The sequence below is a fragment of the Marinomonas sp. THO17 genome (genome assembly GCF_040436405.1).
Classification (GTDB): domain Bacteria; phylum Pseudomonadota; class Gammaproteobacteria; order Pseudomonadales; family Marinomonadaceae; genus Marinomonas.
Map to the genome: position 1 here is coordinate 3,325,893 of NZ_AP031575.1, position 26,003 is coordinate 3,351,895.

The window sequence follows — 26,003 nt, forward strand, 5'->3', positions numbered from 1 at the left end:
ATAAAAAAAGCAAAAGACATACCAGTTTTGGATCTTACTAAACAAGCAAGCCAAAGGTGACTTTATGATGCATTGAAGGTGAAAAGAGGGGGAATAGGTTGGTTTAAATGGTGTATTGTTAGGAAATCGTTTGGTTGTTTGATGTTAAACCTAAGCCTCTTTCTTGTGGTGTGTGCAATTATTGCGCATCAAGGGGCAAGAAAGAGGCGTCCGATAAGTTTAACTGGTACTGCTGGCAATGAATTTTTCAAAATACAGTTTGCCATTATCAATGCCATTGGACTTTAACCATTCGATGGATGAATCTATCATGGGTGGCGGTCCGCAAAGGTACATGTCAAATTCTGAGGCCTTAAGATCATCGGCATCTAACACGTCTGTAACATAGCCAGTTGTGCCTTGATAGTTGTCGCTTGGTTGGCTGACAATTACTTGGTAATCAAAGTTGGCTAACTGTTGCTTGTAAGCTTCGATTCGTTCAAGTTCACAGGCGTCTGCTTCATGACGTACACAGTAGAATAATTTGAATTGGGTATTTGCTATCTGGTTATTAGCATTTTTGCGCTCCACAATTTCATCCAACATCGCAAGGAAAGCTGACAGGCCTGTACCACCTGCAACATAGAACTGTCTTCGTTGAATTTCGCGTAGATAGAAAGAGCCAAGAGGGGCTTCTAATGACAGTTCATCCCCCACTTTACAGCGCTCGCGGATGTAGTCGCTCATAGCGCCCTCTGGTAATAAGCGAATCAAAAACTGCAATTGAGTTGAGTCATCACTGGCTGTGGCAAAGGAGTAAGCTCGCCAAACATCTGTGCCTGGTACTTTAATGCGTGCATACTGCCCGCCGAGATAGTCCAGTCTCGTTTCTTGGTTGGTCAACTCTAGATACAGGTTGGCAGAGGAGTCTGCGACTTTTTCAATGCGGGTGACTTTGGCGGTGACTTTAGCAAGCTCTTTGTTCGAACAAAGTGACGAGTCAATGTCATAGTAATAGGCCCCTGAGGACTGAACTCTGGTCTGACAGGACAAGATGTGTCTTGCTTCCAGTTCACTCTCTGTTAATGCGTCTTCGTCGACAAAGTCTTGTTCGTACTGACCGGATTCACATAAGCCTTTGCAGGCGGCACAAACGCCTTCGCGACAGTCAACAGGTAGGGTAATACCGTTGCGAAAGGCTGCATCAAGTAGAATTTCATTGTGTTTAACGTCAAAGAAAACGGTTTGTCCATCGGCAAAGCTTAGAGCAACTCGATGAGTCATAATTTTATCTCCAAAACCTAAAGCCACTGTGTCATTAACCACAGCAGCCCCGGATGTTTTGTGTACGGCAAAGTAAGCCAAACAAAAGGGTTATACGTGGTAAAAGTCCATGACAGAGTTAATGATGTCATTGAATATTACGGTATGTTTACGCTGAACTTTCCATTCACCAGCTTGTTTCACTAGGTTCAATGTCGCTGTTCCATAGAGCATTTCGGTACTGCCCAAGCGGGTATAGTTGGTTTGCCAGCCAAATTGAGCTTCAATTTTGCCATCGCTTAGCTCACGTACTTTGACGTTGGAAATTTGGTGCAAGGTTCGAGGTAATGGATTCGAAGCGGCAGATTTTCCGGTTCGCAAGCGGAAAACTCGGTCCTCAATCCCTGAGCGATTGGCATAGTAAATCAATGACATACCGGTTTTTGGGTTATCAATGTACTCATGTTCTGAATCCCATTGTGGGATCCAGAATTCACTGTCAGGTGTGAAGGTATCAATGTAAGCATCCCAATCTTTTCGGTCGCAAAGGTCAGCTTGAGAATATAGAAATTGCTCGACGGAATGTTGTAGTTCGCTCACCTTATACCTCCTTAAGTGATAGTTCTGTTTTTTTGAGGCCGTTTAACAACAGGTTTTGCCATGTACCATGTTGGTTAACGTAAAGGCCTTCGTGGGTGAATTCTGTGCCAGTGATGTTTGGCTGGATGCCTAGTGTTTGCGTATTTTTAGTAGGGCCATATTGCCAGTCATGACAACCGCGACTAATGTCATTCCAACGTTCTAAGCGTGCTTGGAAGCCACGTTGTGCTTCTCGGAATTCCACCAAGTCATCAGGTGTTCCCATGCCAGACACATTAAAGAAGTCCTCAAACTGACGAATGCGACTTTCTCTTGCCTGCGCTGATTCCCCTTTCACACCAATGCACTGACTGATAATTTGTGTTTTATTCCAAGCGACTGGGCGAACAATACGCAATTGAGAACTGATTTGATCCATGAAAAATAAGGAAGGATATAAGTTTAGATTACGTAGGCGGTGCATCATCCATTCTGCTTGTTGTTGACCGTATTCTTCAATTAAACGCGGCATTACCGTATCGTAGCCAGGTCTTACAGTAGGGTTAACCATGTCACTGAAGAGTAAGCTGTGACCATTCTGGAAGGCGAACCAACCATCATCTGTATCAGCATCCCCGGCGCCTAACTTACTGTAATCAAGCGTCTCAACGCTGTTTTCTTTTTCGGCGTCTAGTTGACTACGGTGTTGAACGGTTGCGACATAATTGTAGTGAACGGTACTGACATGGTAACCGTCTAGTCCATTCTCATTTTGAAGTTTCCAGTTACCTTCATAGGTGTAGGCAGATTTGCCGGGTAACACTTCCAATTCACCAGTAGGTGATTGAGCAACCATCATATCGAGGAATATTTTGGCGTCACCTAGGTATTCTTCTAGGGTGTCTGTGGCTTGCGTATCTAATGAGATGAAGACAAAGCCTTTATAAGATTCAATACGGGCTTTTTTTAGACCCCGTGTTGCTTTGTCGAAATCTTCAGGATATTCCCCAGGTGCTTTTACTTTTACAAGTCGTCCATCGCTTTTGTAACACCAAGCATGGAAAGGGCAGGTGAAAGTGGATTGATTGCCTTTCGATAATCTCGTTAGTGTGGTGCCTCTATGTTGGCAGGCATTAATGAGCGCATTTAACTGGCCTTTCGCATCACGTGTAATGATCATCGGCTGGCGTCCTGCCTGCATGGTGACATAGTCATTTGTGTTTGGAATTTCACTTTCATGGCAGGCGTAGATCCATACCTTTTCAAAGATGTGTTCCATTTCCAGATCGAATAATTCTGGTTTGGTAAATACGTCACGTGCTATACGAAAAGCAGACTCATCTGGACGGAAGTCTAAGCAGCTGGAAATATAATCTCGCCATTGTGACGAGCTAAGTGTTTCACTCATATTTAACCTCTTTTTATAAATGCAACCTGGTATTGGTTGTCTTGTATGTTTTTTCATTAGAGGCTGAGTAGCGGTGAGAAACTATCCTTTTAGTTGAGCAAATATATCCGCAAAAATAGTAACTGGATATGAATGGGGAAGTGGACAGAAGAGCGTAATAGATTCTTAATCTATTAAATTCAACTAGTTACTTTTGATTTTTTGTTTTTTTATACATGAAAAATAACTGGCTTAGCTAGAAAAAAGCAGCCTTTTTGAGAAAAGTGATTTTATTGTATTTGCCAAATAATATGGATATAAGTGCTTAAATATGTGGATAGAGTAATTTATTTTTCTCTGATTATATCTAAAGCTATATCACAGGATGCCTTATTTTAATAATTAACCATGGTTTCTGTGCTATGTCCCATAAATATAATGTTCTATTTAGCTAAGAAAGGTATGAACAAGTTTACTGACTACGACAACCTGCTCCTAGGTTGCTCCCCCTACATCCATGTAGGTCTCCTTCGGGTCTTTCAGGGAAACTGATGTTCAGAAGACTTATTCGCACCTTCCCTAATATCACAATTGGAGTCGAGATGAATTATTGTAAACGAATTACCCTGCCGATATTTACTTCCACAATACTAATGCTTTCCTCTATTTCAGCTACTGCTCAAGACTTTAGATTGGGGCTTATTACTCCACCACCACATATGTGGACTAAAGCAGCAAATAGCTTCGCAGAAGATTTAAATGCAAAGTCGAATGGTAAGCATAAAGTTTCAGTTTTCCCTGCAAGACAACTGGGTAATGAAGCGCAAATGGTGCAACAGTTGCAAACTGGGGCATTAGATATGGCGTTTTTGACCATTGCAGAAATGTCGAACCGTGTTCCTGATTTTGGGGCACTTTATGCGCCTTATTTGGTAAAGGATATTCATCATGCCGCTGCCTTGTTACGTTCAGATACAGCGACAGGTTTATTGAATAAGTTACCTAGTCAAACAGGTTTAGTGGGTATTGGATACGGTATGGCAGGTATGCGACAAATGTTGAGTCGTGATGCTGTTGCTAGCCCTATAGATTTAAAGGGTAAGAAAATTAGAATAACGCCTTTTGAGCCTATTCGTGATTTTTATGCGGCGATAGGAATGGCGCCGACTCCATTGCCATTACCTGCGGTTTATGACGCTTTGGCGAATGGACAAGTTGATGCAATTGATATGGACTTCGATTCCATCATGATTTTGAAGTTCTATGAGCGCGCAGATAATCTCTTGATCTCAAATCACATGATGTTTCCTATGGTTGGCGTAATCTCCGGTAAAACCTGGAAGCGTTTGAGTAAAGACGATAGAAAACTGATTCAGCAAACCATGCAGCAACATTTGAGTAATGTGATTGATCATTTTGCAGCGCAAGAACAAATGCTGGAAGATCAAATTCGAGCGTTGGATATCACAGTTCAAGAAGTCGATGCCAGTTCGGTCGCTGAGGTGATTAAGGATTGGGAAAAAACCTGGTCTGTTAAAGCGCCTATTTTAAAGCAATTACGTAAAACGGCTGCGGATTTACAAGAAGGTTAATAGACAAACCTGTGAGCGATAAGTCGGCTTTTATTGGTTGCTCACAGGTTTATCAGGAATGATATATGCTAAAAAAAGTTTCAAATTTTATCGCCCATATGGAAACCATATTTGCCTCAGTTTGTGCGGGGGCAGTGACTTTGCTTATTTTACTGAATATTGTCACCCGCTCTGTTGGGTATGCGATTTATTGGGTTGATGAGTTAGCCATTTATGTCATGATTTGGATGACCTTATTTACCACTTCAGTAATGCTTAAAAAACGTACCAGTGTGTCGGTTACTTTGTTGGCTGATGCCTGTCCGCCTAAAGTGCGCTACTGGTTTGATGCTGTTGGTGATTTATTTGTATTGGTTTTTGCTGGCATCATCTTATGGTTGTGTATTCGCTGGTATGACCCCGTTGGCCTGTTCCAGGCTGGTATGGATGTTTTAGCGTTTCAAGGGGATACCTTTAATTTTATGTATTCAGAAAATACCAATACCATAGGTATCAAAAAATTCTGGATCTGGTTGGCTCTTCCCTTGTTTTCTCTCTCGCTCACTATTCATGCAGTAAACAATTTTCTTGAAAGAATAATGGGCAAACATCTTGTAGGAGAAACAACATCATGACGTTCGTGGTTTTTCTGTTGTTATTATTTTTAGCCATTCCCATTGCCTTAGTGTTGGCCTTGACAGCCTTATGGTACATCTATTCTTCTGATAATTTGGTGCTATTGGACTCTTACCCTCAACAATTGTTTGGTGCCATTGAAAGTTATGGTTTATTAGCCATTCCACTGTTTATGCTAGCAGGCGAATTGATGAATGAAGGCGGTTTAACGACACGTTTGATCAATTTGGCGCGAATATTGGTGGGTGGTTTTAAAGGTGGTTTGGCGTATATCAATTTGGTTGCCAATATGATGATGGCGGCGATTATGGGATCAGCGGCATCGCAAATCGCTATTATGTCTAGAGCCATGGTTCCTGCGATGGAAAAAGAAGGCTATAACAAGCCTTATGCTGCGGCGATTACTGCTGCTGGTGGATTATTATCTCCCATTATTCCACCCTCAATGCTGTTCGTATTATTTGGGGTATTGGCACAAGTGCCAATTGCTGACATGTTTATCGCCGGCATTATTCCCGGTTTAGTCATGGCATTTCTGTTCTTTTTGGCGATTAGCATAATGGGGTTAGTGTATGAATACCCTAAAGGTGAGTGGCCTTCAAAAGCACAAGTGAAAAATTACATTATTATGGGGATTCCCGCTGGTTTGATACCAATGCTCATAATAGGTGGCATTTTGACGGGCTTGGCTACACCAACAGAGTCTGCTGCTCTGGCATCATTAGCAGCGCTTCTAATTGGCAAGTATGTTTATAAAGATTTTCAATACTCACAATTATTCGAAGTTTTAAAACGTACGGCTTTCAGCTCTGGTATGGTGATTATGTTGATCGCTTCTGCTGGGGTTTTTGGTTGGGTCATTGTGTTTGAAGAAGTGCCTCAACGTGCTGCAATTTGGATTGCAGACCAAACTTCTAATCCATTTGTCTTCTTGTTAATGGTCGTGGGGATTCTGTTATTAGTAGGGATGGTCATTGATGGCATTGCTGCCTTGATATTAGTGGTGCCTATCTTATTGCCCATTGCTCAAAGTCAGTTTGGCATAGATGCCTTTCAATTTGGTGTTGTGGTGTGTTTAACTTTGGTGCTTGGCTTGTTGACGCCGCCTGTTGGGGCAGGGTTATTTATTGCCTCTACTATGACAGGTGCCAAGCCTATGGTGATATTTAAGGCACTGGCCCCTTTCTTACTGGCTACTTTATTAACATTGGTTTTATTGTGTTGGGACGCACGTTTAACGACCATTCTATTATCTAATTAATTGCGCTCATTAAAAAAGCCTCTTTTTACCAAGGTCAAAAGAGGCTTTTAAATGAAATACATTTTATTGATCAGGGGTGTTCCCTGTCATTAATTTACTCCATGGTATCCAAAGCTTTTTCGTAATCGTCAAAAGAGCGAGTGACAGACTCTTCTGGTGCACCAGATGTGATGCTAACAACAATAATAGCAATGCTAGATAGGATGAAACCCGGTACGATCTCGTAAACATCAAAGATGCCGCCCGTAAGTTGTTTCCAAACCACGACTGTGACACCACCCACTATGATACCTGCTAGAGCACCATTGCGGTTCATGTTGCGCCAGAATAAGCTTAGGATGATGGCAGGGCCAAAGGCCGCACCAAAACCAGCCCATGCATAAGATACTAGGCCAAGAACAGAGCTTTCTGGGTTAAGTGCCAGTACTAAGGCGATGATTGAAATCACCACAACAGCTAAACGACCCACAATAACGATTTGTTGTTGAGAGGCATTCTTGTTGAACAATTGCTTGTAAAAGTCTTCCGCAAGAGCTGAAGATGATACCAACAACTGAGAATCCGCAGTACTCATGATAGCCGCAAGAATTGCCGCCAATAGAATACCTGCAATCACAGGGTGGAAGATAGCATTCACCAGAATCATGAAGATTTTTTCAGCGTCGTCTAATTGACCTGCAAGGTTAGTATCAACATAAGGAATACCCACAAAACCAATCAGCAAAGCACCTGCCATGGAGATCAAAGTCCAAGATACGGCAATACGACGCGCTGTGGTAATGTCTTTATTAGAGCGCGCTGCTTTGAAACGAGCCAAAATGTGCGGTTGACCGAAGTAACCAAGGCCCCAAGCCAACAAAGAAATGATGCCAATGATACTCAAGGCTTCGCCTTTGGCATTAGTGAAAGCATCCAATAGGGCAGGGTTCTTCATTTCCAAAGTGTGCGTCAATTGTGAGAAACCACCATCAAGGGCAATGATGGGTACGATTACTAATGCTGCACACATCATTAGGCCTTGAACTAGGTCTGTCCAAGCCACCGCTAGGAAACCACCAAACAAGGTATAAGAAACCACACACACAGTGCCAATGATCACAGCGTAGGTGTAATCTAAACCGAAAACAGTTTCAAATAACTTACCACCGGCAACCAAACCAGAGCTGGTGTAGAAAAGGAAGAATAGTAAGATAAAGAGTGCTGAAATGGTTTGAATGAGTGAGGATTTATCGTTAAAGCGTTTTGCTAAGAAGTCTGGCAAGGTAAGCGCATTATCTGTTTTGATACTGTAAGTACGTAGACGTTTTGCACAGATTAACCAGTTGAGCCAAGTGCCGATTAACAGGCCAACGGCAATCCAGATGGATTCCATACCCGCCGCATAGGCATAGCCAGGCAGCCCCAAAAGTAACCAGCCACTCATATCTGATGCGCCTGCGGAAATGGCTGTTGGCCATGGGCCTAATGAACGACCTCCAAGAAAGTAGTCTTCAGAATTGGAAGTTAATTTGTATGCATACAAACCAATCCCTAGCATGACAACTAAGTATGCTAGGAAGGTAAAGCTGATCGCGTAACTGCTTTCAATCATATTTGTCCCCTAAATTGACGGGCTTGCGGATAACATCACGAAGATATTTAAAGACAGCACATCCGAATGACTGGATGACGGTAAAGAGTGGTATACAGAAGTCAGGTAATGACCACATCCGAAAGCGACTATTTGTTAAATTTTTATTGTGGTAGTCATTGATCTTAGCCAATGAGATTATCCTTTCTCTATGAAGAGAATGAATGTCATTTGCCTTATTTCAAGACGTATGAGGATTCTAGGTGGCTGAGCAGCGATAATCTTGCAAAATACTCGCTCAAAATTGTAAAAAGCTCTGAAAAAGAGGTAAAGCGTGACTTTTCTTTCTTAGAAAGGAAAGGAAGGCGACATAAGTGTCGCCTTCCAAAAGGTCATAGCAAAGTCAAAACAGAAGTGATTATTTGTCTACTTTAGGCAAACGAGTGTCCTGTACGCTTTGCTTAAGTTTTTTCAAATGGGCGTTGAATTCTGGGCCACGTTTCAACAATACTCCGGTGGCCAGCGCATCAATTAGAGTCAAATATACAATACGCGAACTCATTGGCGTGTAGATGTCGGTGTCTTCCGTTTCTTCAATGGGCAGCACAATAGAACAATGTTCTGTTAGAGGTGATCCAGGGTTAGTGATACCAATAACAGAAGCGCCTGCTTCACGAGCAACGCGAGCGGTTTCAATCAAGGGTAGGGTTCGGCCTGTGTAAGAAATCAATACCACGGCATCGCCAGGATGCGTGCCTGCCGCCGCCATGCGTTGTACCAAGATGTCGGTATAAGCCACTACGGGCATGTTAAGACGGAAAAATTTGTGATGTGCGTCTTTAGCAACTGGGCCTGACGCCCCAAGGCCGTAAAATTCTATTCGACGAGCTTGTGCCAAAACATCTACTGCCCGGCTGATCAAAGCTTCGGGTAATAATTCCTGAGCTCGTGTAAGGTTACTTTTTGCTGCTTCAAAAATTTTTGCGGTCACTGCACCTGGTGCATCATCCGGTTCTACATTCAGGTTTACGTAAGGTGTACCTGTAGCCAGACTTTGTGCCAATGATACTTTAAAATCTGGGAAGCCGCTGCCGATTAAGCTGCGACAAAATCGGTTTACCGTAGGTTCACTGACTTCCGCTCTAGCGGCCAACTTGGCAATACTGGAGTGAATGGTGGTTTTTGGGTCGGCTAAAATAGCTTCTGCGACTTTTCGCTCTGATTTACTTAATGTACTCAGGCGTTCTTGTATCTTACGAATAATGTCTTCGTGTTTATTCATTGATCTGCTTCAGGTTGTCTATTGACTCGAATGGTTCAGTTAGTCATTCTGACAGCGACTTACAATTCTGGCAATAAAATGATGAAAAATGAGCAAACTATCTGATTCTCTGGCTCGTATTTCGGGCTTTCTTCCGAATATCGGCTCTTATCAGGTAAGAGAATTACAAGAAGGTTTTACAAATCAGGTGTACTTGCTATCCAAACCTGGGTCGGCTTCTTTGGTGTTGCGTTTAGCAGATATCGATGTGGTGGCATTTTACATTGATCGACAAGCTGAGTTAGTCACCTTAAAGCGGGCTGCGCAAAGCTCAGTGTCGCCAGCATTGCTCTATCAAGATGATAATCTCATGCTGACGGAATTTGTATCCCAAACCTCATTGGACTGGCAGATTCAGCATCAAATGCAAGACATTGAACGCATTGCTAGGCAGCTTAAAAAAGTACATCAATTGCCTCTGGTGTCACATCATTATCAAGTGGATAAAGTGATTGCTCATTACTTATCATATATTGCCCGTTTGATAAGGGAGAAAAGTGGCCTTGAAGAGACTGGTTTAACTCAAGAATGCTCCTATCTGCAGGATAGGTTGGCGGATCTTAATATTGAGCCAAGCGGTTTGGATTCCGTGTTGTGTCACAATGATTTAAACCCTAAAAATGTACTGATGGATGCTCAGCAATTGTGGTTTATAGATTGGGAGTACACTGGTGTGGGCGACCCCTTATTTGATTTGGCGGTGGTGGCTAAATCCCATAATCTAACCACGCCGCAAAGAATCCGTTTATTAACCGCATATGATTGGCCATTGGCTATCGAGTCTAGCTTGCCAAAATTAGAAAGCTATTGTCAGGCTTATGGCTTAAGAGAAATGGCATGGTTGTTGTTAAAATATTTGCTTGATCCGGAAGATCCTTTGTCTCTGGATTATTATTTTGAATTTAAAGGAAACCCAAGTTTGAATCCATTTCATAATGCACATTCTGGTGAGCTCGTATGACATCTTGGATGACCTTAACAAACGATTGGCAAGATAAATTATCAGCTGAGTGGCATAAGGACTATATTCAATCCTTACAAGACTTTTTGAATACCTTGCCGAGTGAACAAGTGTATCCCTCTCCAGAAAACTATTTGGCGGCGTTAAAAAGTACACCTTTTGCTAACGTCAAAGTTGTCATTATTGGTCAAGATCCTTATCACGGAGAGGGGCAAGCTCACGGTTTGTCTTTTTCTGTCAGACCCGATGTGAAAGTGCCGCCATCTTTACAGAATATCTATAAAGAATTGCAGCAAGATTTAAACATAATACCCGCTCAACATGGCTATCTAAAGAGTTGGGCTGAGCAAGGGGTATTATTGCTAAACAGTGTATTGAGTGTCTCTGCGGGGCAAGCAGGCTCTCATCAAAATAAAGGCTGGGAAATATTAACGGATAAAATTATTGCCTTGTTGAATGACGAAAAACAGGGCCTAGTGTTTCTTTTGTGGGGCAGTTACGCACAGCAAAAAGGACGATTTATTGATCGACACAAGCATTGTGTTCTGGAATCCGTTCATCCGTCTCCTTTGTCAGCTTACCGAGGTTTCTTTGGGTGTGGGCATTTTTCTAAAACCAATCAGTATCTTCAACAACAAGGCGAATCACCGATTGATTGGAGACTACCTGAGATGGATAAGAAGTCTCAAAACACGGGGCAAATTTCATTGCCCTGGTGATTTCAGAGTAGGACGATGGCATCTTGATCAGTCGGCTAAATCCAACTGATAAGGAAGTTCAACCAAGTCAATTTTGGTGTCGCCCAAATACAAAGCTTGGAGTTCACTAGGGTCTTGGTTCAGTATGATTTGTCCTAAGTAACCTTCACCAAGTGCAGCGGCAGCAAAAACTTCACCTATGGTTTTACCCTGATCATCTTGAATGTTCTGCTGGGTATCTACAACGCCAGTAGGCCAGTAGGCCAGTGCTAAATGTTTCTTGGATTTACCGCGATATTTCATGCGCGCGACGATTTCTTGGCCGGTATAACATCCTTTGGTAAAACTGATGCCGCCATTGATTTGCATGTTCAGCCATTGTGGTAATAGGTTTTCGCTCTGCGCCTTTGAGATGAGTGGTCGAGCGGTTAATAAGCTTAAGCCAGAAAGCTGTGCCTGTTGCTCGGTTGGTTGAGCTGGTGCTGAAATAAGTTGCCATTCCAGCTGCAAAGGATAATTGGCAAGCTGTAAACTGATGGCATTATCTTGGTGTTGTACTGGAAAGTGTTCTGGAAGTTGGTCTGTTTTTTCCGCCTTACTGAATGTTATTTTTTCAACCAAAGTGAATGCGTCAGTGGCATCTGTGAGTTCGGCTTTAAAGAATACGGCGTATTTCTTTAGGTGGCTTAGACTGGTATCAACCAAGTCCTGACTCATGAGCAACAACAAGCGGTCTGTTAGTTGCATCAGAAAAAAATTACAGATAATACGACCCTTGTTAGTACAAATGGCACCATAGACACCAGTGGATTCTGTGACCTTGTTTAGATCGCAAGTCGTTTGGCCTTGAAGAAACTTTTTGGCGTCTGGCCCCGTAATACTGACAATACCAATATCTTTTTTGGGGTAGATAGCCGCTTGATCGGTTAGATATTGATTAATAAGTTCTTGTGACGACAACATAATCTGTTCCAACGTCTTTAAATGAAGATAAATCTTATGTGGAGTCCAAAGGGCGTTTTTCAATAGTAAAAAATAGATGTAAAAGTTCTTACTGCTTTTCTGCACTAAACAAAGCAAAAACTTTATTGTTTATTTCACTTTGGCTGCGAAATTCTCTCGGCGTCACGCCTTTTAGCTCATGGAAACGGCGATTAAAGTTAGCAACATTATTAAAGCCAACTTGGTAACAGATATTGGCAATTTGATTATCGGTTTCCGTCAGTAGGTTGCACGCTCGACTGATGCGAACACGATTTACAAATTCGATAAACCGGTTCCCCGTGGCTTTTTTAAAGAAACGGGAGAAGTGACTGTCTGACATGCCAATAAGGCTGGACACATCGGCCAGTGAAATGTCTTGGTCATAGTGTTGCGTCACATAATCCACCACTGTGTTGATTTTACGTTGCAGATTTTCATTGGATTTAAGATCAATCTGCACGGTGGAAAGTAATCGATAGTCTTTGCTTTGCGCTAAGTATTGTAACAAAGGTAAGGCCAAAGTGAGGCGATTAAGGCCGCTGGATTCTCGTACCGCTTCAAAGGATTTACGTAGATACTGATGGTCCAAATTAAGAAACTCTATGCCTGATTTAGCTTTCGCTAATAAAGGCAGAATTTCGGCCAACTCAGGCAGTATTTTCATGCCTAGGGAGAAGGACTCATGGTCAAAGCGTATGATCATATCGCGCAATTCAACGGCTTTTTGATCATTTTGACATATCCAATTATGTGGCAATCTTGGGCCGGTAAGAATCAGCTGACCAGCGGAGTAATTGCCAATGTAATCGCCTATAAAGACTTTTCCCGAGGTGGCGACTATGTAATGCAATTCATAGTCATTATGAGCATGCCAGCGAATCAACTCACTGGGATAACCATGCTCTTGATAGCGAATGGTGCCATTGTCTTTGACTAATTCGTATTCAGGGGTAAGGCGTTTTGCTGTGTTTGGCATAATAAAATTCCCCATTTTTATTTTCATTATAGTGCTCAGTTGTTAGAAGCTCTATCGACTGAGCAAAGCTATTTAAAGCGAGGCTTTAAACTTGTTTATTGCAAGCTTTAAATCCGCTTTAAATTGTGGGTAAAGGTTAATGACTTCTCCCCACAAAAAACTATGATTAACAAAGGTTTCTATGCCTTGTTCATTGTCATAAAAAGCCGTTAGCGCTGCTTTATTAGGTTCATGGTAAGGAAAGCTCAGTTTGCGCTGTTTTTCAGCTTGTAGGAAACAATACCAACTGGCAATGCCTTGTAAGGCCAGTGATGGAGTTTGACCTTGCTGGTAGTTTGCTAAGAGTGTTGGGTAAACAAACACGGGAAATTTAGCATAGCCATCACCACAAATTCGTTCTATGGTGTCGCCAATGTTTTTATTACTGAATCGCTCAGCAATTTTTTTAGCGTAGGCTGCCAAATCTACTGCCGATTCACCAATGCCAGGGCGTACCTCTTGCTCAATAAAATCGTGAAAGTATTGGTTGAGTGATGAGTCCTGCATGGCTTCATCAAAAAATTGTAAGTTTTTTAATGCGGCTTGATAGGTAATGCAGGTATGGCCAGCATTGAGAATACGAATTTTCGCTTCTTCATAAGGTTCTACATCTTCAACAAATTCCACACCAACTTTATCCAAAGCGGGTTTCAGTCCAGCAAAATTATCTTCTACCACCCATTGGATAAAATCTTCTGCCATCACCGTCATTTGATCGTCAATGGTAAAGCGCTGTTGCACATCTTGAAGGTGTTGCTGGTTTGGCTTAGGAGTAATTCGGTCAACCATAGAGCAGGGGAAGGATACATTTTGATCTACCCATGTCGCTAATTGCGCGTCTTGTTTTACGGCAATAAACTGCATTAGTCCTGTCTGTAATAGTTTGCCATTGTGGCGTAAATTATCACAACACAATAAGGTGATTTTACCCGCAGAGGATTGACTGCGCAGCTTCAGACCTTCATACAAAAAGGCATACAAAGTATGACGTTGCCCTTGAATATCCCCTGCAATGGCTGGATGTTGCGCCAATAGTTTATGATGTTCATCCAGATAATAACCGCCTTCTGTTACTGTGCTGGTGACCAATTGAATATTTGGGCTCGCCATGGCTTTGTCTACTTGAGAAGCTTGTTTAGCACCGTCGATGAGTTTAACAAGAGAGCGAATGTGTTGATATTTAGTCTGCCCAACAGCACTCATGGTTTTTAAGACATACTCACCTTGTTGTTGGGTCAGTTTAGCGAATATTTCGCTGTCTTGAGGGCGAATGTTTACCCCAATAATGCCCCAGTTTTGTTGTTCAGAAAGATTGAGCAACTGGTCAAAATACACTGCCTGATGGGCTCTATGAAAAGCGCCCACTCCTAGATGAATCACCCCCGCGTTAATCTGCTCTTTTTCGTAGCTCTGACACAAGAGTTGAGTTGTATTTTGGTTGGCTTGAAGAAAATTCGCCATGTTATTCACCTTCTGTACTTACTGAAATCACGCGGTCTTGATCGTTCAATAAAATGATTTCATCGCGATCAATTTTTAATTCAACGTTTTGACCGTCTAACAAAACGCTACGCGCTGAAGCTTTGACAATAATGGTTTGACCTGAAGACAATTGAATGTGGGCATAAGCTTCTGAACCAAGGTGTTCAACCAGTTCTACGCGACCTGATATGTCACCATCTTGGCCAACCAAATGAAGGTGTTCGGGACGAATTCCCATAATGGACTGCTGACTTAGCTCTCCTTGCAAACGGGCCGCAGGGAAGTCAATGTTGCGACCTAATAAGGTTAAGATCACATGAACATCCTGCTGGTGGGCTTTTTCTAGCGGAATTAAGTTCATCTTAGGTGTGCCTATGAACTCCGCGACAAAGCGACTGTTTGGTTGGCGATATAATTCCAGTGGGGTTCCCACTTGCTCAATTTGACCTGCATTGAGTATCACCACGCGATCTGCCAGCGTCATGGCTTCCACTTGATCGTGGGTAACATAGATCATAGTGGTCCCCAATTTCTTATGTAAGCGAGCCAGTTCCAAACGCATTTGTACGCGCAAGGCAGCGTCTAAGTTAGACAAGGGTTCATCAAATAGGAAGACTTTAGGCTGACGTACAATGGCACGACCAATTGCCACGCGCTGACGCTGGCCGCCAGAGAGTTCTTTGGGTTTGCGCTGCAGTAAGGCATCCAATTGCAATGATTTTGAAACTGCTTCTACTTTCTCTTTGATTTCCTCCACTGGTGCTTTGGCAAGGCGCAAAGCGAAAGACAAGTTTTCTGCAACAGTCATGTGTGGATACAGAGCGTAAGATTGGAATACCATCGCTAAATCACGCTTTGAGGAAGCCAGTTCAGTAATGTCTTTACCATCCAGTTCAATGTTGCCGCCGGTGCTGGTTTCTAGCCCGGCAATGGTACGTAGTAAGGTGGATTTACCGCAACCTGATGGGCCGACGAAAACTATGAATTCGCCTTCTTCAATCGCCAAATTAATACCGCGTAACGCATGATAATCGTCGTAGTGTTTTTGTAGTTCGGTAATTGTTAAGTAACTCATAAGAAAATTCCCTAATAATTATTTTACGGCGCCGAAAGTAAGGCCCTGAACCAGTTGTTTTTGACAGAACCAACCGAATATGATGATCGGAGCGCAGGCTAATGTAGAAGCGGCGGATAATTTGGCCCAGAACAAGCCTTCCGGGCTGGAATAAGATGCGATCATTGCCGTAAGGGGAGCCGCTTCGGATGCAGTTAGATTGAGTGACCAAAAAGCTTCATTCCAACATAAGACAATTGACAGCAGGCCTGTGGAGGAGATTGCACCAATGGATAGTGGCATAACGACTTTTACCATCTCATCCCATGGCGTTGCACCGTCCATACGAGCCGCTTCAAGTATCTCTTTTGGCAAATCTTTGAAGTAAGAAAACAGCATCCAGACCACGATAGGTAAATTCATTAAGGTGAAAATAATCACCAAACCTGTGCGAGAATCCAGCAAGCCATAGTCTCGGCTCAAAATGTAGATGGGTACTAACACGCCCACAGCCGGCAGCATTTTGGTGGACAACATCCACAGCAGAATGTCCTTGGTATTTTTGGTTGGAAAAAAGGCCATGGAGTAGGCTGCTGGAATGGCGATTGCCAAGGCAATTAGTGTCGAGCCAAAGGCTGTGACAACTGAGTTCATGGCGTGATGAAGGTAATCACTGCGCTCTTGTACAATGGCAAAGTTTTCTAATGTCGGTTCAAAAAAGAGCGACGGTGGCACTGAAATAGCCTGCAGTTCGGTTTTGAAGGAAGTGATAAACATCCAAAAAATTGGAAAGAATAGGGTAAGGGCAATGGCCCAGGCAAACAGCCCTATAAACAAGGTTTTGAGTTTGCGCTGTTGAGTCAATTTCATGATGGCATCCTCATACTGTTAAGTTTTTGCCAACGGCACGAATTAAGAAAAAGGCGACAATATTGGCGAGAATGACCGCAAACAAACCACCTGCAGAGGCAACGCCCACGTCGTATTGCAGTAAGGCTTGGTTGTAAATGAGATAAGCCAAGTTGGTACTGTCGTAACCTGGACCACCGCCAGTAGAGACGAAAATTTCGGCAAAAATGGCCAACAAGAAAATGGTTTCAATCATTACCACGACGGTAATGGGGCGTGCCAAATGTGGCAGTGTTAGGTAGCGGAAAATATGCCAGCCAGTTGCTCCATCCATTTGCGCGGCCTCTTTTTGCTCTGTGTCCTGAGATTGTAAAGCGGTCACAAATACTAAGATGGCAAATGGCAGCCACTGCCAACTTACCATAATGATGATGGAAGCCAAGGGGGTGGAAGACAACCAGTCAATAGGCTCGAAGCCAAGTGTTTCTGATATCCAAGCAAAAATGCCGTACACAGGGTTCATCATCATGTTTTTCCAGATCAAGGCATTTACGGTTGGCATGATGAAGAAAGGTGAAATCAGTAATACACGAACTATGCCTTGTCCCCAAAAAGGACGATCAATTAAGGCTGACAACAGTACGCCCAGCACAACCGTTATAATGAGCACTGAGCCAAGTAAAATTAACGTGTTGGCAATGGCTGGCAAGAAGCCTGGGTCGGTTAGGAAAAATTCAAAGTTCATCCAGCCAACAAAATTGTTCTGGCCCGGATACAAAAGGTTGTATCGAATGGTCGAAAAATAGATGGTCATGGACAGAGGAACTATCATCCAGATAAGCAACAAGATGACAGAAGGCGCCATTAATAAACGAGTGATTGAGCGCTTCATAGTGTGATCTCTTAATATTAGCGTTAACTGCTGCCTTTAATGAGCAATAACAGGAAAAGTAAAAGGTAGGGCCTCCGCCCTACCTTTTGGCCTTAGGAGGCTATAGCATTTATAAGCTAGGTGACTTAGTAGTAACCTGCTTGACGCATTTGACGATCCGCTGAACGGTTGGCTGATTGTAATGCACGTTCGACCGACATGGTTCCAGACAAGGCGCCTGAAATCATTTGGCCAGCGGTTGTCCCTATGGCTTGAAACTCAGGAATGGCAGCAAACTGAACGCCGACATATGGAGAAGGTTTCATGGTGCTGTCATTTGGATTGGCAGAGTTAATGGCTTTCAACTCAGCGTCTGCAAACACAGCAGCTTGCTGGAATTTGGCGTTCTCATAGGTGCTGGTACGTGTGCCTGTTGGAACGGACGCCCAGCCATTGGTTTTGCCCACAAGGTTTATGTATTGCTTTGAGGTTGCCCAGCGAACAAATTTTTGTGCTTCGACAGAATGTTTGGTTGCCGCAGGAATGCCTAACGCCCATGCCCATAGCCAGTTAGCGCCTTTTTGACTGACTGAGTATGGTGATTGCGCGAAGCCGACTTTATCATGCACTTTACTTTGTTTAGGATCGGTTACGAATGAAGCTGCGATGGTGGCGTCGATCCACATACCGCATTTACCTTCGTTAAATAGGGCTAGGTTTTCGTTGAAGCTGTTGCTGCTAGAACCTGGAGGCCCGTATTTGCTTAGTGTATCCACGTAGAAATTGACGGCGTTTTTCCATTCAGCACTTTCCAATTGCGGTTTCCAGTTTTCATCAAACCAGCGAGCACCAAAAGAGTTGGCGATGGTGGTTACTAGAGCCATGTTGTCGCCCCAGCCAGCCTTACCACGAAGACAAATACCATAAACTCCGTTGTCAGGGTCATGGACGGCTGCAGCCACATCTCGAATGTGCTCCCAGCTGTCACGATCATTAATTTCCATGCCTGCGTTTTTCACTAAATCTTTACGGTACATGACCATGGAACTCTCACCATAAAAAGGCGCAGCATACATGGTGTTATTGTAAGAAAGGCCGCCACGAATCGAAGACAGAATGTCCTGCGCGTCGTAGTTACCACTGGTATCAATGGCTCTTAACCATCCACGCTCACCCCAAATAGGTGCTTCGTACATGCCAATAGTCATGACATCATATAAGCCACTTTTGTTAGCAATGTCTTGAGTCACGTTTTGTCGTAAAACTCCTTCTTCCAAGGTAACCCATTTTACCTTGATATCAGGATTGGCCTTTTCAAATTCAGGGGTCAATTTTTGCATTTCAATCATGTGACCATTGTTAACGGTCGCCACTGTGATTTGGGTTTGTGCAAAGCTATTGGTTGCACTTAGACAGGCTGCTGCAGACACAGCAATGGTAAGCGATGTTTTCATCAGGCGTTGCATAGGTTTCTCCTGTAGGAGTAATTATTTTTATATTAGTACCTAGTAGATCTTTGTATTGATCAGTAAGTGAACAAAATATAGTCCAATTAATAATTGATCTGTTAATACATAAAAATCCAATTCTTGTACTATTTTGTTTACTTTGATGGTTTTAAGGCAGTTTTTAGTCAATAAAATATTGTTCGAGGCGAGGGGTGTGGTGATAAGGAGATAGAAAGAACACCAATTCCAATTTTTGTTTGTTGCGTATATATGTATGACACGCGTGACCGAAATCATCTTTTTCGATATCCGCTTTTCTTTTTTGGCTAGGCAATGGCTATAATGGCGACATTGAAATTAAGGGGTAATTCCATGATAGAAACAGCAGATTCGTTAAGCTTTAAAAAGCTTAAGTGGCATTGTCGTCGAGGTATGTTGGAACTTGACGTGCTACTTGAGCCATTTTTGGACGAAATTTACTTGACCTTAGAGGATGAGGATAAGCAACGCTTTCAAAAACTCATTGCTTGCGAAGATCAAGAGATCTTCCCGTGGTTTATGCAAAAAGAAGTGCCAGAAGACCCAGATCTAGCGCGCATCGTTGATATTATTGTCACCCGTGTTCAGCCTGCAGAGCACTAAACTGACCCCTTCTTGGATTGGCGTCACCCTTTGGGTGGTCGCCATCTCTTGTGGCTTCCTATTAATACCCTGGTATTTCTGGTCGTCGGACCAGCAATTACTGCTACTCTTCACTTACCTTGTGTTTCTGGTGGTTTTGCTAGCCTTGACTTTTGCTCGACCTGCAAAATGCATTGGTATTGATCTTGAGGGGGCTTTCTTAATGCACAACCAATCGCGGGAAGTCTTGCAGTTTGTGCGCATCAATTCACTGCAACTGATTGCGAAAAAAGTCCCTGACGAGTCATATAGCGCTAAACACACTTTTTGGCGTCTGTTATGGCCAGTATTTGTGGTGATTTATCGTGATCAATTGTCTTCTGAAGACTATGACGCACTGCGTTCTTATGCTGCACAACAAATGTTGTCGCGCAGCGCAGGCCACTCTTAAACAGCGCTCACCTCACGTTTTGTCTCCTGACCCTTTTTTTCAGGGGTGAGAACAGTGGGTTGGCTTTGCTCAAGTTTGTTTGGGTAATCCAGAGTAAAGTGCAAACCTCGGCTTTCCTTACGTGACATGGCTGAACGGATAATGAGGTCAGCTACTTGTGCTAAGTTACGCAACTCCAATAAGTCATTTGAAATTTTATAATTGGCGTAAAATTCGTGAATTTCAGATTGCAGCAGATCGACTCTGTGTTTAGCTCTTAGTAAGCGTTTGTTGGTTCTAACGATACCGACATAGTCCCACATAAAACGGCGTAATTCTTGCCAGTTATGAGTGATGACCACGTCTTCATCAGAGTCAGTTACTTGGCTTTCGTCCCAATCGGGAATGCTGACATGGGTTAAATCAGCGTTAAACTGTTTGATGTGTTTCGCTGCGGAGCGAGCAAATACAATACATTCCAACAAGGAATTGCTGGCTAATCGGTTTGCGCCGTGAAGGCCTGTATAGGCGGTTTCACCAACAGCGTATAAATGACTGATGTCTGTTAAGCTATGTTGATCTACGACAACACCACCGCATGTATAGTGTGCCGCGGGCACCACAGGAATTGGCCCCTTGGTCATGTCATGACCATATTCTAAACAACGCTTGTAGAGGGTTGGAAAGTGCTCCCTAATAAAGTCACTGTCTTTATGGGAAATGTCTAACCACACATGGCGCACGCCTAAACGTTTCATCTCATGATCTATGGCGCGAGCAACTATGTCCCGTGGAGCCAATTCAGCTCGAGAGTCAAATTTGGCCATAAAAGGCGATCCATCGGGTAACAATAGTTTGCCACCTTCTCCACGTACTGCTTCAGAGATCAAAAAAGTTTTGGCTTTAGCGTCGTATAAACAGGTCGGATGAAATTGATTAAACTCCATGTTAGCAACACGGCAACCTGCACGCCAAGCCATGGCGATACCGTCTCCAGAGGCTGTATCAGGATTGCTGGTGTAGAGATATACCTTACTGCTGCCACCGCAAGCGAGGGAGACAAAATTGCCGTGAAACACCTCCGTTGCATCGTCGTCAAGATTCAGCGCATACATTCCGACCGCACGATTTTGTCCCCCTAGGCCTAATTTTTGTGTCGTGATGACATCGATGGCAACGCGATTGGGGAAAAATTCAATATTGGGGTGATTACTGGCGTTTTTGATTAGGGTTTTGGAAATCGCTAATCCTGTCGCATCGGCACTGTGAATAATGCGTCTATGGCTGTGTCCGCCTTCTTTAGTTAGGTGGTATTCATCGCTTTCACCATAGCGGGTAAAAGGCACGCCTTGATCAATGAGCCAATCAATACTGGCTTTGGAGTTCTCGACGGTAAAACGAATGGCATCGGGGTTACCCAGTTCCACTCCAGCGCCGATGGTATCTTTGATATGAGATTCTATGGTGTCTTTTTCCGACAATACCGCTGCTACGCCACCTTGCGCATACAAGGTGGAGCCTTCACGAATATCGGCCTTGGTCAAAATGGCGACCCGATATTGATCTGCTAGCTCAAGGGCAAGGGTTAATCCGGCTGCGCCAGCGCCAATGATGACGATGTCATGATGGTATTGTCGACTCATAGTGTAATTCTGGTTATTGACGAAAAAATTAATGTTACTATTCTTGCCAATAAATGAATACTTTCGAGTTTGCTAAATTTAGCATTCTTTGTTGATTTTATAGGAACTTGCTCACGTCCTTGTTGTCTGAATCTTTTATACAGCAAAGGCACAAAGCAGCGGAGTTTTAACAAGAGGTGCCTATGCAGCACGAAACGTCTTCTGACCAGACGTTAGTTGAAAAAGTACAGCAGGGTGATAAGCGGGCATTCGATTTACTGGTGATCAAATACCAGTACAAGGTCGTGGGGCTAATCAGTCGTTATATTCAAGATAAAAGCGAAGTTCTCGACGTGGCGCAGGAAAGCTTTATCAAAGCATACCGTTCCATTAACAATTTTCGAGGTGACAGTGCTTTTTATACTTGGCTTTATCGTATTGCCGTGAATACAGCGAAAAATCATTTGGTAAGCCGTTCACGACGCCCACCTGAATCGGATGTTGAGTTGGATAATGAAGAGGTGTTTAGCGCCTATGAATCTTTGTCTGATATAGCAACACCAGAAGCTAAGCTCAACTCCAGCCGACTTGAGCAGGCGGTGTATCATGCCATTGAGCAATTGCCTGAGGAGCTTCGTAGTGCATTGACCCTACGAGAATTTGATGGCCTCAGTTATGAAGACATAGCGCTTATAATGGATTGCCCTGTTGGTACGGTACGCTCACGTATATTTCGAGCCCGTGAAGCCGTAGAAAAGCATATTCGTCCTATTATGGGCACAGGAGAGTCGTCATGACATCAGAAAATATTACACCGCTTGACAGTAAAGCCAGTTTGTCTGCCATGTTTGATGGAGAGGCTACAACACAAGACATTGAAGCTCTGTTGGCTCAAGATACGGATGTTTTGGCGCAACAGGCAGAAGCCATTCATGCTATACAACAGGTTTTACATAAAGAAACTCAATCTGGTTTAGGTCTTGAAATGAGTCTGTTAAGTCGCATTCACGACGGCATTGCAGACCAAGAATCAGATGAATCGGTTGTGGATAATGACAATACCATTGTAACTTCCATCTCAACTCAGCAAGCGCCTTTGTCAGCTAAGACCACAAAACCACATTGGAAAGTGTGGTTTTCAAGCATGGCTGTTGCAGCCAGTGTCGCATTTTTTGTGGTGTTAGGAGGTAACCTGTTACTGCAAGGTGACGCTATACCTAACGGTGGTTTAACCGCCGAAGTGATCTCAACTCCCAGCCCAGATGTGAAATCTTTGGCAGAAGTGAATCAGCAAGCCCTGCCGATGGATAATGCCAAGTTACAACAATATCTTCGTCAACATGCTGAACAAGCTACTATGACGGTGGGACAAGGCATGATTCCCATGGCACGAGTCGTTAATTATCCAGTACGAGAGTAGTGTATGAGAGGTTTTAGGAGATTCCTTCATTGGGGACTATTAATACTTGTGATATTGACGCCTTGGCGTTTAGCCGTGGCGCAAACGCCTGATGCTGTGCAATTGTTGCGTAATATGACTGAGGCTTTTCATACCTTAAGTTACGATGGGGTATTTGTGCATTCTGAAGCCTCTAATATGAACAGCATGCGCATACGTCACAGTGTATTAAGTGGTATGGAATATGAAAGTTTAGTGGATTTAGATGGTGATAAGGTTGAAGTCTTGCGTGTCGATGACAAAATCATCTGTGTTCATCCTGATCCGACTTCAGAGAATCGAAATTCGCCTTTTAGAGCACCATTCAAAGGGTTAAAGAAAGTATCTCATGAACGCTTGGCGTTAGGCTATGAGTTGGCGGTGAGTAAAGAATCATATCGGGTGGCGGGGCGCGATGCTGTCCGTTTAACGCTGCAACCGAGAGACGAATATCGATATGGGCACGTATTTTGGTTAGATAAAGAAAACCATTTTTTGCTGAAACATGATGTGGTTAAGTCGGATGGACAACTTTTAGAGCGGGTACAATTTACGTCGATAAATTTTTCTCCTGACTTGAAACAGGAAGATTTTGTCCCCAAAAATGGTTTGCGAAGAAAAGAACAAACTAAACAGCCTCCAGTTAAGGTGAAAAATGCCTGGCAGTTTGAATGGCTACCAGCTGGGTTCAGCTTAGTATGGACAGAGGCGCGTGCCTTAAATCATGGTACAAACATGTTATTACTGTCTGATGGTATGGCGACTATTTCTGTATTTGTTGAGCCCAGTCAGACAATAAGACCCACTTCTGTAATGGGCATGGGAGCAACGGTTGCTGGGATGAGCAGCTTTAAAGTGAAAGATGATTTTTATCTGTTAACCATGGTCGGGGAAGTGCCTGGCGAAACCATTGATCGACTGATGACGGTATTTATGCCAAGAGTAGAAAATGATTGAAGAAAGCGGAAAAGTCATGGCGGTGAGTGAAGGTTTTGCCGAAGTCGAAACCATTCGTACCTCTAGTTGCTCCACTTGTCGAGCACGTCATGGCTGTGGTCATCATGCCATTGCACAAGTTTCGCCAGCAAATCGTATGCGTATGCAAGCCATTGATCCTCTTTCGGTCGAGGTTGGGCAGCAAGTGGTGATAGGTATACCTGAAGACACCTTGTTGCAAGCTTCCTTATGGATGTACTTGATGCCTTTGTTGGGTTTAGTAACTGGCGCTGTAATACCTTCTTTGTGGGCTGGCTCAAATCATTTTGCCGTTATGTTAAGTATTGTGGGATTTGCGATGGGCCTAGTGTTTGCCAGACACAAGGCGAATCAGTCCTCTAGTAATCAAGATTTTTACCCGAAAATTATACGAATTGAGTCCGTTACTGATGAATCCAGCCCTCTGCTGTTTTCACCTTAACGGCTAACCTTCTTCACCTGGCACTGTAATGAACTTGGTACGTCTTAAGGAGACCAATTAATGAACAGATTGCTTAAACACGCTAATTATCTGGTTGTCAGTATTGTTATGATGACTTCCATGTTAGCCAACGCGGCTTCATTGCCTGACTTTACGGAGTTAGTGGATAAAGCTTCCCCAGCGGTCGTGAACATCAGTACGGAACAAACGGTGACCACGCAAACGGGCAATGAAGGCAGACGTCAATTTAGCCCTAATAATGACGAATTGAATGAGTTTTTTAAGCACTTCTTTGGCCAACAACCCTTTGGTCAGCAAAATCCACCGCAGCAAGGACAACGAAGCTCTTTAGGCTCAGGTTTTATTGTTTCTCATGATGGTTATGTACTGACCAATAATCATGTGATAGATGGTGCCGATGTGATTCATGTACGCTTGAGTGACCGTCGTGAATACCAAGCCAAGCTTGTTGGAACGGATCCTCGCACAGATTTGGCATTGCTGAAGATTGAAGCCGATGATTTACCGATTGTTGATATGGGCGATTCAGATGACCTGAAACCGGGTCAATGGGTGCTCGCCATCGGTTCTCCGTTTGGTTTTGACTATACGGTAACGGCAGGCGTAGTGAGTGCAACTGGTCGTAACTTGCCATCGGACAATTATGTTCCCTTTATTCAAACCGATGTGGCGATCAACCCAGGGAATTCAGGTGGACCCTTGTTTAACCTTGATGGCGAAGTAGTGGGCATTAACTCGCAAATCTATACTCGCTCTGGTGGTTTCATGGGAGTGTCATTCGCGATTCCGTCCAATTTGGCTATGTCTGTGGTTGAGCAGTTGAAGAAAGACGGTAAAGTGTCTCGTGCTTGGCTGGGAGTATTGATTCAGGATGTAAGCAATGATTTGGCGGAATCTTTCGGCTTGGATCGTCCAAGTGGCGCCTTAATTAGTCGCGTATTGCCTGATTCTCCTGCTGAGAAATCAGGCCTGCGTTCTGGCGACATTATCATGAGTTTTAATGGTAAAAGTATTGAACATTCAGGTGAGTTGCCTTACGTGGTTGGTCGTATGAAAGCAGGGGAAGTGGTCGATGCAGAAGTGTATCGTGATGGCAAAGAACAAGATATTAAGATCACCCTAGACAATCGCCCTGATGACTCTAAGACCTTGGCGCAAGCCCAACAGGACCAAAATCGTCTAGGCATGATTGTAGGGGAAGTGCCTGCTGAAATGGCAAAACGTTACAACATTGATAATGGTGTCGTCATTGAACAAGTATTGGGTGGTACCGCAGCCCGTAATGGCTTGCAGCAAGGGGATGTGATTACCATGTTAAATGGCAAACGTATTAACAGCGTGGCCGACTTTACTGATATTACTAAAGACATTCCGTCTGGTCGCTCGGTACCTATGCGGGTTATTCGTCAAGGGTATCCTATGTTTATTCCCTTTAAGATAATGGACTAACTTTTCTTTGGGAAATTAAACCTAAGCTAACAAAAAAACGGCGGTCAAAAATACCGCCGTTTTTTATTGCCAAGTA

The 26,003-nt window shown here is 43.4% G+C and carries 25 protein-coding genes; 12 read left to right on the top strand and 13 right to left on the bottom strand.

The window, feature by feature from the left end; genetic code table 11:
- Window positions 1-219: 219 nt before the first annotated feature.
- The 3 genes from antC to antA form a co-directional block, all read right to left on the bottom strand.
- The gene (gene antC, locus ABXS85_RS15720; protein ID WP_353667470.1) at window positions 220-1,263 is read right to left on the bottom strand and encodes an anthranilate 1,2-dioxygenase electron transfer component AntC; all 1,044 of its coding nucleotides are present in this window, start codon (window positions 1,261-1,263) and stop codon (window positions 220-222) included.
- 90 nt (window positions 1,264-1,353) lie between these two features.
- Window positions 1,354-1,842 carry an anthranilate 1,2-dioxygenase small subunit gene (gene antB / locus ABXS85_RS15725; protein ID WP_353667471.1) on the bottom strand — a complete coding sequence of 163 codons (489 nt, stop codon included), beginning with the start codon at window positions 1,840-1,842 and terminating at the stop codon, window positions 1,354-1,356.
- A gap of 1 nt (window position 1,843) precedes the next feature.
- Window positions 1,844-3,229: an anthranilate 1,2-dioxygenase large subunit gene (gene antA, locus ABXS85_RS15730; protein ID WP_353667472.1), complete on the bottom strand. Its 1,386-nt coding sequence runs from the start codon at window positions 3,227-3,229 to the stop codon at window positions 1,844-1,846.
- Window positions 3,230-3,810: 581 nt separating this feature from the next.
- On the opposite strand from antA, the gene ABXS85_RS15735 reads away from it, so the two are divergent.
- From ABXS85_RS15735 to ABXS85_RS15745, 3 genes are all read left to right on the top strand, one after another.
- Window positions 3,811-4,800 carry a TRAP transporter substrate-binding protein gene (locus ABXS85_RS15735; RefSeq protein WP_353667473.1) on the top strand — a complete coding sequence of 330 codons (990 nt, stop codon included), beginning with the start codon at window positions 3,811-3,813 and terminating at the stop codon, window positions 4,798-4,800.
- A 65-nt stretch (window positions 4,801-4,865) separates the two neighbouring features.
- Window positions 4,866-5,414, top strand: coding sequence for a TRAP transporter small permease subunit (locus ABXS85_RS15740; protein WP_353667474.1), 549 nt, complete (start codon window positions 4,866-4,868; stop codon window positions 5,412-5,414).
- Window positions 5,411-6,676, top strand: a complete 1,266-nt coding sequence (locus tag ABXS85_RS15745) for a TRAP transporter large permease (RefSeq protein WP_353667475.1) — start codon at window positions 5,411-5,413, stop codon at window positions 6,674-6,676. Before ABXS85_RS15740 ends, ABXS85_RS15745 begins: the two co-directional genes overlap by 4 nt.
- A gap of 94 nt (window positions 6,677-6,770) precedes the next feature.
- Here the strand turns inward: ABXS85_RS15745 and putP are convergent, their stop codons facing one another.
- Together putP and hexR are read right to left on the bottom strand one after the other, a co-directional pair.
- Window positions 6,771-8,267, bottom strand: a complete 1,497-nt coding sequence (putP, locus tag ABXS85_RS15750) for a sodium/proline symporter PutP (RefSeq protein WP_353667476.1) — start codon at window positions 8,265-8,267, stop codon at window positions 6,771-6,773.
- A 397-nt stretch (window positions 8,268-8,664) separates the two neighbouring features.
- The gene (hexR, locus tag ABXS85_RS15755; protein ID WP_353667477.1) at window positions 8,665-9,528 is read right to left on the bottom strand and encodes a transcriptional regulator HexR; all 864 of its coding nucleotides are present in this window, start codon (window positions 9,526-9,528) and stop codon (window positions 8,665-8,667) included.
- Window positions 9,529-9,616: 88 nt separating this feature from the next.
- On the opposite strand from hexR, the gene ABXS85_RS15760 reads away from it, so the two are divergent.
- Entirely contained in the window at window positions 9,617-10,528 is a 912-nt protein-coding gene (locus ABXS85_RS15760) for a choline kinase family protein (protein ID WP_353667478.1), read from the top strand.
- Window positions 10,525-11,247 (top strand): uracil-DNA glycosylase, encoded by a 723-nt coding sequence (gene ung / locus ABXS85_RS15765; protein ID WP_353667479.1) that lies wholly within the window; start codon window positions 10,525-10,527, stop codon window positions 11,245-11,247. Before ABXS85_RS15760 ends, ung begins: the two co-directional genes overlap by 4 nt.
- A 27-nt stretch (window positions 11,248-11,274) precedes the next feature.
- Here the strand turns inward: ung and ABXS85_RS15770 are convergent, their stop codons facing one another.
- From ABXS85_RS15770 to ABXS85_RS15800, 7 genes are all read right to left on the bottom strand, one after another.
- Window positions 11,275-12,189 (bottom strand): hypothetical protein, encoded by a 915-nt coding sequence (locus tag ABXS85_RS15770; RefSeq protein WP_353667480.1) that lies wholly within the window; start codon window positions 12,187-12,189, stop codon window positions 11,275-11,277.
- Between the two features lie 88 nt (window positions 12,190-12,277).
- Window positions 12,278-13,186, bottom strand: a complete 909-nt coding sequence (locus ABXS85_RS15775; protein ID WP_353667481.1) for an AraC family transcriptional regulator — start codon at window positions 13,184-13,186, stop codon at window positions 12,278-12,280.
- Between the two features lie 72 nt (window positions 13,187-13,258).
- Window positions 13,259-14,686: a mannitol dehydrogenase family protein gene (locus tag ABXS85_RS15780; RefSeq protein WP_353667482.1), complete on the bottom strand. Its 1,428-nt coding sequence runs from the start codon at window positions 14,684-14,686 to the stop codon at window positions 13,259-13,261.
- Window position 14,687: 1 nt separating this feature from the next.
- Window positions 14,688-15,782, bottom strand: a complete 1,095-nt coding sequence (gene ugpC, locus ABXS85_RS15785) for a sn-glycerol-3-phosphate ABC transporter ATP-binding protein UgpC (protein ID WP_353667483.1) — start codon at window positions 15,780-15,782, stop codon at window positions 14,688-14,690.
- Between the two features lie 18 nt (window positions 15,783-15,800).
- On the bottom strand, window positions 15,801-16,631 hold the full coding sequence (locus ABXS85_RS15790) for a carbohydrate ABC transporter permease (RefSeq protein ID WP_353667484.1): 831 nt from the start codon (window positions 16,629-16,631) through the stop codon (window positions 15,801-15,803).
- Window positions 16,632-16,641: 10 nt separating this feature from the next.
- Window positions 16,642-17,502 (bottom strand): sugar ABC transporter permease, encoded by an 861-nt coding sequence (locus ABXS85_RS15795; RefSeq protein ID WP_353667485.1) that lies wholly within the window; start codon window positions 17,500-17,502, stop codon window positions 16,642-16,644.
- A gap of 125 nt (window positions 17,503-17,627) precedes the next feature.
- Entirely contained in the window at window positions 17,628-18,947 is a 1,320-nt protein-coding gene (locus ABXS85_RS15800; RefSeq protein ID WP_353667486.1) for a sugar ABC transporter substrate-binding protein, read from the bottom strand.
- Window positions 18,948-19,301: 354 nt separating this feature from the next.
- Between ABXS85_RS15800 and ABXS85_RS15805 the strand changes: the two genes are divergently transcribed.
- Together ABXS85_RS15805 and ABXS85_RS15810 are read left to right on the top strand one after the other, a co-directional pair.
- Window positions 19,302-19,571, top strand: a complete 270-nt coding sequence (locus ABXS85_RS15805; RefSeq protein WP_353667487.1) for a succinate dehydrogenase assembly factor 2 — start codon at window positions 19,302-19,304, stop codon at window positions 19,569-19,571.
- Window positions 19,549-20,001, top strand: coding sequence for a hypothetical protein (locus ABXS85_RS15810; RefSeq protein WP_353667488.1), 453 nt, complete (start codon window positions 19,549-19,551; stop codon window positions 19,999-20,001). The genes ABXS85_RS15805 and ABXS85_RS15810 overlap by 23 nt, the downstream gene beginning before the upstream one ends.
- On the opposite strand, the gene nadB is transcribed toward ABXS85_RS15810, so the two are convergent.
- Window positions 19,998-21,623 (bottom strand): L-aspartate oxidase, encoded by a 1,626-nt coding sequence (gene nadB / locus ABXS85_RS15815; protein ID WP_353667489.1) that lies wholly within the window; start codon window positions 21,621-21,623, stop codon window positions 19,998-20,000. The genes ABXS85_RS15810 and nadB overlap by 4 nt on opposite strands.
- A gap of 182 nt (window positions 21,624-21,805) precedes the next feature.
- Between nadB and rpoE the strand changes: the two genes are divergently transcribed.
- Genes rpoE through ABXS85_RS15840 form a run of 5 tightly spaced genes read left to right on the top strand, consistent with a single transcriptional unit; the run spans window position 21,806 to window position 25,927 of the window.
- A complete protein-coding gene (gene rpoE, locus ABXS85_RS15820; protein ID WP_353667490.1) occupies window positions 21,806-22,399 on the top strand; it encodes an RNA polymerase sigma factor RpoE in 594 nt (197 codons plus the stop codon).
- Entirely contained in the window at window positions 22,396-23,022 is a 627-nt protein-coding gene (locus ABXS85_RS15825; protein ID WP_353667491.1) for a hypothetical protein, read from the top strand. The genes rpoE and ABXS85_RS15825 overlap by 4 nt, the downstream gene beginning before the upstream one ends.
- A gap of 48 nt (window positions 23,023-23,070) precedes the next feature.
- Window positions 23,071-23,997 carry a MucB/RseB C-terminal domain-containing protein gene (locus ABXS85_RS15830; protein ID WP_353667492.1) on the top strand — a complete coding sequence of 309 codons (927 nt, stop codon included), beginning with the start codon at window positions 23,071-23,073 and terminating at the stop codon, window positions 23,995-23,997.
- Window positions 23,990-24,457, top strand: a complete 468-nt coding sequence (locus ABXS85_RS15835; RefSeq protein WP_353667493.1) for a SoxR reducing system RseC family protein — start codon at window positions 23,990-23,992, stop codon at window positions 24,455-24,457. The genes ABXS85_RS15830 and ABXS85_RS15835 overlap by 8 nt, the downstream gene beginning before the upstream one ends.
- A 60-nt stretch (window positions 24,458-24,517) precedes the next feature.
- Window positions 24,518-25,927: a DegQ family serine endoprotease gene (locus tag ABXS85_RS15840; protein ID WP_353667494.1), complete on the top strand. Its 1,410-nt coding sequence runs from the start codon at window positions 24,518-24,520 to the stop codon at window positions 25,925-25,927.
- The last annotated feature ends 76 nt before the right edge of the window (window positions 25,928-26,003 follow it).